At 73.4% G+C, this 5,567-nt stretch carries 5 protein-coding genes and 2 pseudogenes; 6 read left to right on the top strand and 1 reads right to left on the bottom strand.

Annotation, left to right across the window (positions count from 1 at the left end; all coding sequences use genetic code 11):
• A pseudogene (locus tag JNW89_RS26140) lies at nt 1–454 on the top strand (DUF58 domain-containing protein); the annotation flags it as partial.
• Nucleotides 451–1,401: a VWA domain-containing protein gene (locus tag JNW89_RS26135; RefSeq protein ID WP_238450960.1), complete on the top strand. Its 951-nt coding sequence runs from the start codon at nt 451–453 to the stop codon at nt 1,399–1,401. The pseudogene JNW89_RS26140 and the gene JNW89_RS26135, both read left to right, overlap by 4 nt.
• A 51-nt stretch (nt 1,402–1,452) precedes the next feature.
• On the opposite strand, the gene JNW89_RS26130 is transcribed toward JNW89_RS26135, so the two are convergent.
• A complete protein-coding gene (locus tag JNW89_RS26130; RefSeq protein WP_154936080.1) occupies nt 1,453–1,638 on the bottom strand; it encodes a hypothetical protein in 186 nt (61 codons plus the stop codon).
• Between the two features lie 428 nt (nt 1,639–2,066).
• Here JNW89_RS26130 and fabG point away from each other — a divergent pair, with 428 nt between their 5' ends.
• The 4 genes and pseudogenes from fabG to JNW89_RS26110 all read left to right on the top strand — a co-directional run bounded on the left by fabG (nt 2,067) and on the right by JNW89_RS26110 (nt 5,494).
• Complete coding sequence (gene fabG / locus JNW89_RS26125) at nt 2,067–2,771, top strand: beta-ketoacyl-ACP reductase (RefSeq protein ID WP_154936081.1); 705 nt, start codon at nt 2,067–2,069, stop codon at nt 2,769–2,771.
• A 40-nt stretch (nt 2,772–2,811) separates the two neighbouring features.
• Complete coding sequence (fabI, locus tag JNW89_RS26120) at nt 2,812–3,579, top strand: enoyl-ACP reductase FabI (RefSeq protein WP_238450958.1); 768 nt, start codon at nt 2,812–2,814, stop codon at nt 3,577–3,579.
• A gap of 70 nt (nt 3,580–3,649) precedes the next feature.
• Nucleotides 3,650–4,680 (top strand): annotated as a pseudogene (locus JNW89_RS26115) (ferrochelatase).
• Nucleotides 4,681–4,714: 34 nt separating this feature from the next.
• Nucleotides 4,715–5,494 carry an HAD-IIA family hydrolase gene (locus tag JNW89_RS26110; RefSeq protein WP_238450956.1) on the top strand — a complete coding sequence of 260 codons (780 nt, stop codon included), beginning with the start codon at nt 4,715–4,717 and terminating at the stop codon, nt 5,492–5,494.
• Nucleotides 5,495–5,567 lie beyond the last annotated feature (73 nt).

Raw genomic sequence — 5,567 nt, 5'->3', positions numbered from 1 at the left:
CGCGCACACCCCGGTCCGGCCCGGGCGCAGCGACCTGGGCGCGCTGGTCGACCTGCTCAACCGCCCGCCACGACGGCGGGGCCTGGCGGTGGTGATCTCGGACTTCCTCGCGCCGCCGCAGCAGTGGGGCCGGCCGCTGCGTAAGCTGCGGGTCCGGCACGACGTGCTGGCGATCGAGGTGGTCGACCCGCGCGAGTTGGAGCTGCCGGACGTGGGGGTGCTGCCGGTGGTCGACCCGGAGACCGGGGAGCTGCACGAGGTGCAGACCGCCGATCCCCGGCTGCGCCAGCGGTACGCCGAGGCGGCGGCCGCCCAGCGCGAGGCGATCGCCACCGAGCTGCGCGCCGCCGGCGCCGGGCACCTGCGCCTGCGTACCGATCGAGACTGGCTGCTGGACATGGTGCGATTCGTGGCCGCGCAGCGGCACGCCCGCACCCGGGGGACGACGCGATGATCCGTTTTCTGCAACCGTGGTGGCTGCTGGCCCTGCTGCCGGTGCTGGCCCTCGCCGCGCTCTACGTCTGGCGGCAGCGCCACCGCCGGGCGTACGCGATGCGGTTCACCAACGTGGACCTGTTGCGGACCCTGGCGCCGAAGGGCCTGGGCTGGCGGCGGCACGCCGCGGCCACCGCGTTCCTGCTCGCCCTGGTGGCGCTCGCCGCGGGGATGGCGCGCCCGGCGATGGACACCAAGGAGCCCCTGGAGCGGGCCACCGTCATGCTGGCGATCGACGTCTCACTGTCCATGCAGGCCGACGACGTGGCGCCGAACCGGTTGGAGGCCGCGCAGGAGGCGGCGAAGCAGTTCGTCGGGGAGCTGCCGGAGAGTTACAACCTCGGGCTGGTCTCCTTCGCCAAGTCGGCGAACGTGCTGGTCGCCCCCACCAAGGACCGGGAGGCGGTGACGGCGGCGATCGACGGGCTGACCCTGGCCGAGGCGACCGCCACCGGCGAGGCGGTCTTCACCTGCCTGGAGGCGATCCGCTCGGTCCCGGCCGACGGCGCGGCCGGCATTCCGCCGGCCCGGATCGTGCTGCTCTCCGACGGGTTCCGCACGTCGGGCCGGTCGGTGGAGGAGGCCGCCGCGGCGGCCCAGGCGGCCAACGTGCCGGTCTCGACCATCGCCTTCGGCACCGACTCCGGGCAGGTCGACATCAACGGCCAGCCGCAGCGGGTGCCGGTGGACCGGCTGGCGCTGGCGCAGCTGGCCGAGACCACCGAGGGCTACTTCTACGAGGCGGCCTCGGTCTCCGAGCTGAAGCAGGTCTACCAGGACATGGGCAGCTCGATCGGGTTCCGCACCGAGCCGCGCGAGATCACCCAGTGGTACGCGGGGGTGGCCCTGCTGCTCGCGCTCTGCGCCGGCGGGCTGAGCCTGCTCTGGTCGTCCCGGATGCTCTGAGACCCGTCCTTGGTGCGAGCGGGCGGGACGTGGCCGTACGGCCGGCGGTGGTCAGTGACCGCCGCCGGCCAGGACGAAGACGACGGCCACCCAGACGGCGGCGAGGGTGAAGCCCAGCGGGGCGACGTAACGGCTCATGGACGGCTCCGGGTGGCGGCTGGACGGTCCGCGCGTGCGGGGGCGGACCGCAGGGGTTGAGCAGGACGCGCACACGAAGTCGTGACCGGGCGGCTCCACCGTGGGCCGTCCCGGGAGCGGGACGGCGCGGGCCGGCCACCCCGGCGGTGGCCGGAGCGGGCGGTGCGGGGAGCGGGAGCTGGGTCAGCTCACCAACTGAGTCGTGGCTCAGCGGGGCTGACGGAGGGCCCGGCCACGACTGGGAGGATCGCTATCTCGCACAGCGATCACCTCCTGCGGTCGGCGGGGCCCGGAACGCGGGCCGGACGCCGACCCGCAAACGCCGATCATCGTACAACGGGGACGCTGCCGCCGCGCACCCGGCCGAGCGTCTGGACCGACCCGGCCGAAGGGTCGGCGAGGAGGGGCCGTGCAGGGCGTCCGGACCCCACGGGCAGGGTCCCGAGCGGTCCGGGCGTTAGCGCTTACCTGTCGGTAACGCCTAGGCTCCGACCCGACGCAGAGATCAGCTGAGCAGAGGGGGACCCGTGGCCCGTACCGTGCTGGTGACCGGCGGCAACCGGGGGATCGGCCTGGCCATCGCGCAGGCCTTCGCCAAGCAGGGCGACCGGGTGGCGGTGACCCACCGCAGCGGCGACGCGCCGGCCGGGCTCTTCGGCGTCCGGTGTGACGTCACCGACGCCGCGTCGGTGGACGCGGCCTTCACCGCCGTCGAGGCGGAGCTGGGGCCGGTCGAGGTGCTGGTCGCCAACGCCGGCATCACCGACGACACGCTGCTGATGCGGATGTCCGAGGAGCAGTTCACCGGCGTGCTGGACACCAACCTCACCGGCACCTTCCGCTGCGCCAAGCGGGCGTCGACGAAGATGCTCCGGGCGAAGTGGGGCCGGATGATCTTCATCTCGTCGGTGGTCGGCCTCTACGGCGGCGTCGGCCAGGTCAACTACGCGGCCAGCAAGGCCGGCCTGGTGGGCGTGGCCCGCTCGATCACCCGCGAGCTCGGCAGCCGCAACATCACCGCCAACGTGGTCGCCCCCGGCTTCATCGACACCGACATGACCGCCAAGCTGCCCGACGAGCGTCGTGCCGAGTACCGCAAGGCCATCCCGGCCGGCCGGTTCGCCGAGCCGGACGAGGTCGCGGGCGTGGTCACCTGGCTGGCCTCGGACGCCGCCGGCTACATCTCCGGCGCCGTCATCCCGGTCGACGGTGGCCTGGGCATGGGCCACTGACGACCGCCCCACCCGAGAAAACGTACGGAGGAACCCCCGAATGTCCGGACTGCTCGCCGGTAAGCGGCTGCTGGTCACCGGCGTCATCACCGACGCCTCGATCGCCTTCTCGGTGGCGAAGCTCGCCCAGGAGAACGGCGCGCAGGTCGTGCTCACCGGCTACGGCCGGCTCTCCCTGGTCGAGCGGATCGCCAAGCGGCTGCCCGAGCCGACCCCGGTGATCGAGCTGGACGTGACGAACCCGGAGCACCTGGCCGGCCTGGCCGACAAGGTGCGCGAGCACGTCGACGGCCTGGACGGGGTGGTGCACTCGATCGGGTTCGCCCCGCAGAGCTGCCTCGGCGGCGGCTTCCTCGACGCCCCCTGGGAGGACGTGGCCACCGCGCTCCAGGTCTCCACGTACTCGTACAAGTCGCTGGCCATGGCGGCGCTGCCGCTGATGTCGTCCGGTGGCGCCGTGGTGGGGCTCACCTTCGACGCCACCAAGGCGTGGCCGGTCTACGACTGGATGGGCGTGGCCAAGGCCGGCCTGGAGTCCGCCTCCCGCTACCTCGCCCTGCACCTGGGCAAGCAGGGCATCCGCAGCAACCTGGTCGCCGCCGGTCCGCTGCGCACCATCGCCGCCAAGTCGATCCCCGGCTTCGACCAGTTCGAGGACGCCTGGACCGAGCGCGCCCCGCTCGGCTGGAGCCTCACCGACCAGGAGCCGGCCGCCCGGGCCTGCCTGGCGCTGCTGTCCGACTGGTTCCCCGCCACCACCGGCGAGATCGTCCACGTCGACGGCGGCTACCACGCGATCGGCGCCTGAGCCACCGGCGCAAGCCGGTGCCCACGGGGTGGCCGCCGGGCCGGCACGGCCGTCGGGGGAGAATGGGACCATGGCGTACGACGCATTGGTGCTGGTCTCCTTCGGCGGCCCGGAGCGCCCCGAGGACGTGCTGCCGTTCCTGCAGAACGTGACCCGGGGCCGGGGCGTGCCGCCGGAGCGGCTCGAAGAGGTCGCCGAGCACTACCTGCACTTCGGCGGGGTCTCCCCGATCAACCAGCAGTGCCGGGAGCTGCTCGCCGCGATCCGGTCGGACTTCGCCGCGAACGGCGTCGACCTGCCGGTCTACTGGGGCAACCGCAACTGGGACCCGATGCTCGCCGACACGGTGGCGCGGATGCGCGACGACGGGGTCACCCGGGCGCTGGCCTTCGTCACCAGCGCGTACGGCGGCTACTCGTCCTGCCGGCAGTACCAGGAGGACATCGCCGCGGCGCGGGCCGCCGTCGGCGCGGACGCCCCGGTGATCGAGAAGCTGCGCCAGTTCTGGGACCACCCCGGCTTCGTCGAGCCGCACGTCGACGCAGTGCGGGCGGCGCTGGCCCAGCTCGACCCGGCGAAGCGGGACACCACCCGGGTGGTCTTCACCGCGCACTCCATCCCCGTCTCGGCGGCGGCCACCGCGGCCCGCACGGCGGCCGGTACACCGCGCAGCTGGCGGAGGTCGCCCGGCTGGTGCACGCCGCCGCCGCGCCCGACCTGCCGTACGACCTGGTCTGGCAGAGCCGGTCCGGCCCGCCGCAGGTGCCGTGGCTGGAGCCGGACATCAACGACCACCTGACCGCGCTCGCCGAGTCCGGGGTGACCAGCGTGGTGGTCAGCCCGATCGGCTTCGTCTCCGACCACCTCGAGGTGGTCTGGGACCTGGACACCGAGGCGCTGGAGACGGCCAAGCGGCTCGGCCTGGACTTCGTCCGGGCAGGCACCCCGGGCACCGACCCGCGCTTCGTGGCGATGGTCCGCGAACTGGTGGCCGAGCGCACCACGCCCGACGGGGAGCGGCTGCGCCGCCGCCTCGGTGAGCTGGCGATGTGGGACACCTGTCCCACGCCGTGCTGCGTGCCGGCCGCCCGCCGCCCCTGACACCACCCACCACGACACCCCCTGGGACGAGACGATGCAGGACCGCAAGCCGGTGCAGAGCTGGCTCACCGACATGGACGGCGTGCTGGTGCACGAGGGCCAGCCCGTGCCCGGCGCCCCCGAGTTCGTCAAGCGGCTGCGCGCCTCCGGCAAGCCGTTCCTGGTGCTGACCAACAACTCCATCTACACCCCGCGGGACCTCCAGGCCCGGCTGGTCCGGATGGGGCTCGACGTGCCGGAGGAGGCGATCTGGTCGTCGGCGCTGGCCACCGCCCAGTTCCTCGCCGACCAGCGGCCGGGCGGCACCGCGTACGTGATCGGTGAGGCCGGGCTGACCACGGCGCTGCACGCGGTCGGCTACGTGCTGACCGACTTCGCCCCGGACTACGTGGTGCTGGGGGAGACCCGCACCTACAGCTTCGAGGCGATCACCAAGGCGGTCCGGCTGATCAACGACGGGGCTCGGTTCATCTGCACCAACCCGGACGTCACCGGCCCGTCGGTGGAGGGCGCACTGCCCGCCGCCGGCTCGGTGGCCGCGATGATCTCGAAGGCGACCGGGGTGGAGCCGTACTTCGTCGGCAAGCCCAACCCGATGATGATGCGCTCGGCGCTCAACACCATCAACGCGCACTCGGAGACCACCGCGATGATCGGCGACCGGATGGACACCGACATCCTCTGCGGCCTGGAGGCCGGGCTGGAGACCATCCTGGTGCTCACCGGGATCAGCAGCCGGGTCGAGGCCGAGCGCTACCCGTACCGGCCGTCGCGGATCGTCGACTCCGTCGCCGACCTCATCGACGAGGTCTGACCGGCCGGCGTCGTGGGCCGGCCGCACGCCGGCCGGGCGTCCGTCGCCCGGGCCGGCCGGCCCGGTACGCCCT

The sequence above is a fragment of the Micromonospora sp. 4G55 genome (assembly GCF_016803375.1).
The sequence above is the reverse complement of the archived record's forward strand: the minus strand, read 5'-3'. Positions and strand labels throughout refer to the sequence as shown.

Excerpts from the sequence above, each read along its gene's own strand:
- JNW89_RS26135 (WP_238450960.1), top strand. The coding sequence starts at position 451 with ATGATCCGTTTTCTGCAACCGTGGTGGCTGCTGGCCCTGCTGCCGGTG.
- fabI (WP_238450958.1), top strand. The coding sequence starts at position 2,812 with ATGTCCGGACTGCTCGCCGGTAAGCGGCTGCTGGTCACCGGCGTCATC.
- JNW89_RS26110 (WP_238450956.1), top strand. The coding sequence starts at position 4,715 with ATGCAGGACCGCAAGCCGGTGCAGAGCTGGCTCACCGACATGGACGGC.